This is a genomic window from Streptomyces sp. B1866 (assembly GCF_031932565.1).
Taxonomy (GTDB): Bacteria; Actinomycetota; Actinomycetes; order Streptomycetales; family Streptomycetaceae; genus Streptomyces.
Genome location: NZ_JAVSCF010000406.1, coordinates 1 through 3428, shown reverse-complemented (window position 1 = coordinate 3428; position 3428 = coordinate 1). Strand labels below are relative to the sequence as shown.

Annotated in this window: 1 protein-coding gene and 1 pseudogene; both read left to right on the top strand. The window is 75.8% G+C overall.

Going from position 1 to position 3428, the window contains the following annotated elements; all coding sequences use genetic code 11:
- Window positions 1-139: 139 nt before the first annotated feature.
- A pseudogene (locus tag RKE29_RS30900) lies at window positions 140-409 on the top strand (hypothetical protein); the annotation flags it as partial.
- Window positions 410-486: 77 nt separating this feature from the next.
- Window positions 487-3428, top strand: a 2942-nt coding sequence (locus RKE29_RS28765; RefSeq protein ID WP_312008643.1) for an SDR family NAD(P)-dependent oxidoreductase, incomplete at its 3' end; no start/stop codon positions are given.

Here is a 3428-nt window from a genome sequence, read left to right as displayed (position 1 = left end):
CCATGACGACGTACGGACCGCGGTGACGGCGTTGGGCACGGTGCATGTCCAGGGGCATCCGGTCGACTGGGCGCCGCTGTTCCCCGAAGCCCGGACCGTCGACCTGCCCACCTACCCCTTCCAACACCAGCACTACTGGATGCACCCCGCCTCCGGCGCCGCCGAGCCGTCCGAGATCGGACTCGCCGACGCCCGGCACCCGCTGCTGGGCGCCGTCGTCAGCGTCGCGGGCGACGACAAGGTCGTCTTCGCCGGGCGGCTGGCGCTGCGCACCCACCCCTGGCTGGCCGATCACACCGTCCTGGGCTCGGTCCTGCTTCCCGGTACCGCCTTTGTCGAGCTGGCCCTGCGCGCAGGTGAGGAGGTGGGCTGCCCGGTCGTGCGGGACCTGGCGCTGCACCAGCCGCTGGTCCTGCCGCAGCGCGGCGCGGTGCAGGTGCAGGTGGCCGTCGGCGCTCCGGAGGACGANTGCCGCAGCGCGGCGCGGTGCAGGTGCAGGTGGCCGTCGGCGCTCCGGAGGACGACGGCCGGCGGGCGCTCAGCGTCCACTCCCGCCCGTACGACGAGGACACCGAGCACGAGTGGACGCTGCACGCCGACGGCCTGCTGGCGCCCGCCGACCCGCCCGAGCCCGACTTCCCGGCCGGTTCCTGGCCGCCGCCAGAGGCCAGGGCCGTCGACCTCGACGGCTTCTACGCCGACCTCGCCGCCCACGGCTACCACTACGGTCCGCTGTTCCAGGGCGTACGGGCCGCGTGGCGGCTGGACGACGACGTGCTCGCCGAGGTCGTGCTGCCCGAGGCGGCCGGTGCCGACGCCGCCAGGTTCGGCATGCACCCGGCCCTGCTCGACGCCGTTCTGCACGTCGCCCGGCTGGGCGCCTTCCACGAGCGGCCGGATCAGAAGTACCTGCCGTTCGCCTGGGAGGGCGTGGCCCTGCGGGCCCGTGGCGCCACCGCCGTGCGCGTACGGATCTCCCGGGCGGGCACCGACGCCGTCCGGCTGGACGTCACCGACACCGCCGGCCGGCCGGTGCTGACGGCCGACTCGCTCACCCTGCGCCCGGTCTCCGCCGGGCAGCTCGCGGCCGGACCCCGCGACTCCCTGTTCCGCGTCGACTGGGTGCCCGTGCCCGCCGGTGACGGCTCGGGCCTCCGCGTCGCCCGGGTGCGTACGGCGGACGAGGCCCTGTCCCAGGACGCCGACATCGTGGTCGTGCCGTGCCTCGGTGCCGGGACCGCGTACCAGGCCGCGTACCAGGCGCTGGACCTGCTGCGGCGCTGGCTGGCCACGGACACCGGCAGCACCACCCTGGCCCTGCTCACCCGCCGCGCCGTCGAGGTCGGCGACGACGGCGTCGACGACCTCGCCCACGCGCCGCTGTGGGGCCTGGTCCGCACCGCACAGACCGAGCACCCCGACCGCTTCCTGCTGATCGACGCGGACGACCCCGAGCTGTCCCCGGAAGCCCTGGCCGCCGCGCTCGCCACGGGAGAGCCGCAGCTGGCGATCCGGGACGGCGCCGTCCTGGTGCCACGGCTGGCCGCCGTCTCCATACCGGGCACCCCGGTCGGCTGGAACCCCGAGGGCACCGTCCTGATCACCGGCGGCTCGGGCGCGCTGGCCGGGCTCGTGGCCGGACACCTCGTACGGAACCACGGCGTGCGCAGGCTGGTCCTCGCCAGCCGCAGCGGCCGGCCCGCGCCGGGCACCGCGTCGCTCGGCGCGGACATCACCGCCGTACGCTGCGACGTCTCCGACCGCGACGCCGTCGCCGCGCTGATCGCCGCCGTACCGGACGAGCACCCGCTCACCGCCGTCGTGCACACCGCCGGCGTCCTGGACGACGGAGTCCTGCACGCGCTGACGCCCGAGCGGATCGACACCTCGTTCGCGGCGAAGGTCGACGGCGCCCGCCACCTGCACGAGCTGACCGCCCACCTGGACCTGGCCGCGTTCGTGCTGTTCTCCTCGGCGTCGGCCGTGCTGGGCGCCGCCGGACAGGGCAACTACGCCGCGGCGAACGCCTACCTCGACGCGCTCGCCGCGCATCGGCGGCGGCTGGGCCTGCCCGGCGTGTCCCTGGCCTGGGGGCTGTGGGCCGAGCACGGCGGCATGGCCCGCGGCCTCGGCGACACCGAGCTGACGCGGATCTCCCGGATCGGCGTGACCGCGCTGACCGCCGAGGACGGCATGCGGCTCTTCGACGCCGCACGCGCCGCCGGCCGGGCGCTGCTGGTGCCGATGCGGGTGGACCGCGCCGCGCTGCGCGCCCGGCGTGACCACCTCCCCGTACCGCTGCGCGGCCTGGTGCCCGAGCGGGCGGGTACCAGGCCGGCGGCGGCGCTGCGGGACAGGATCGGCGAGCTGACCGGCCCCGAGCGCACGCGCACGGCGCTCAACCTCGTGCGCAACGCCGTCGCCGACACGCTGGGGTACAACGCGGCCGACGGCATACGGCCGGACCAGAACCTGGGCGAGATCGGCTTCGACTCGCTCACCGCCGTCGAGTTCCGCAACCGGCTCTCCGCCGCCACCGGACTGCGGCTGCCGGCCACCCTCACCTACGACCACCCCACCCCCGCGGCCATCGCCGAGCACGTCCTGACCCGCCTCACCCCGACCGGGCGCGGCGCCGCTCCCGCCACCGTGCCCGCGCCCGCGGCGCCGCCGGCCGACGACGACCCGGTGGTCATCGTCGGCATGGCCGGCCGCTTCCCCGGCGGCGTGCGCACGCCCGAGGACCTGTGGGACCTGGTCGCCTCCGGGACGGACGCCATCTCCGAGTGGCCGACCGACCGCGGCTGGGACGTGGACGGGCTGTACGACCCGGACCCCGACGCCGTCGGCACGTCGTACGTACGGCACGGCGGATTCCTGCACGACGCCGGGGAGTTCGACGCGGCCTTCTTCGGGATCTCGCCGCGTGAGGCGCAGGCGATGGATCCGCAGCAGCGGCTGCTGCTGGAGTGCTCGTGGGAGGCGATCGAGCGGGCGGGTATCGACCCGGCCTCGCTCAGGGGCAGCCGGACCGGCGTGTACGCCGGGGTGATGTACCACGAGTACGCGTCCCGGCTGGGCGCCGCGCCCGCCGGGTTCGAGGGCACGCTCGGCACCGGAAGCGCGGGCAGCATCGCCTCGGGCCGCGTCTCCTATACGTTCGACTTCATCGGCCCCGCGGTCACCGTGGACACCGCCTGCTCGACGTCCCTGGTCGGGCTGCACCTGGCGGCGCAGGCCCTGCGGACCGGCGAGTGCGACATGGCGCTGGCCGGCGGCGTCACCGTGATGCACACCCCGCGTCCGTTCGTCGAGTTCTCCCGGCAGCGCGGCCTTGCCGCCGACGGGCGCTGCAAGGCCTTCTCCCGGGCGGCGGACGGCGTGGCCTGGGCCGAAGGCGCCGGAATCCTGGTGCTGGAGCGGCTGTC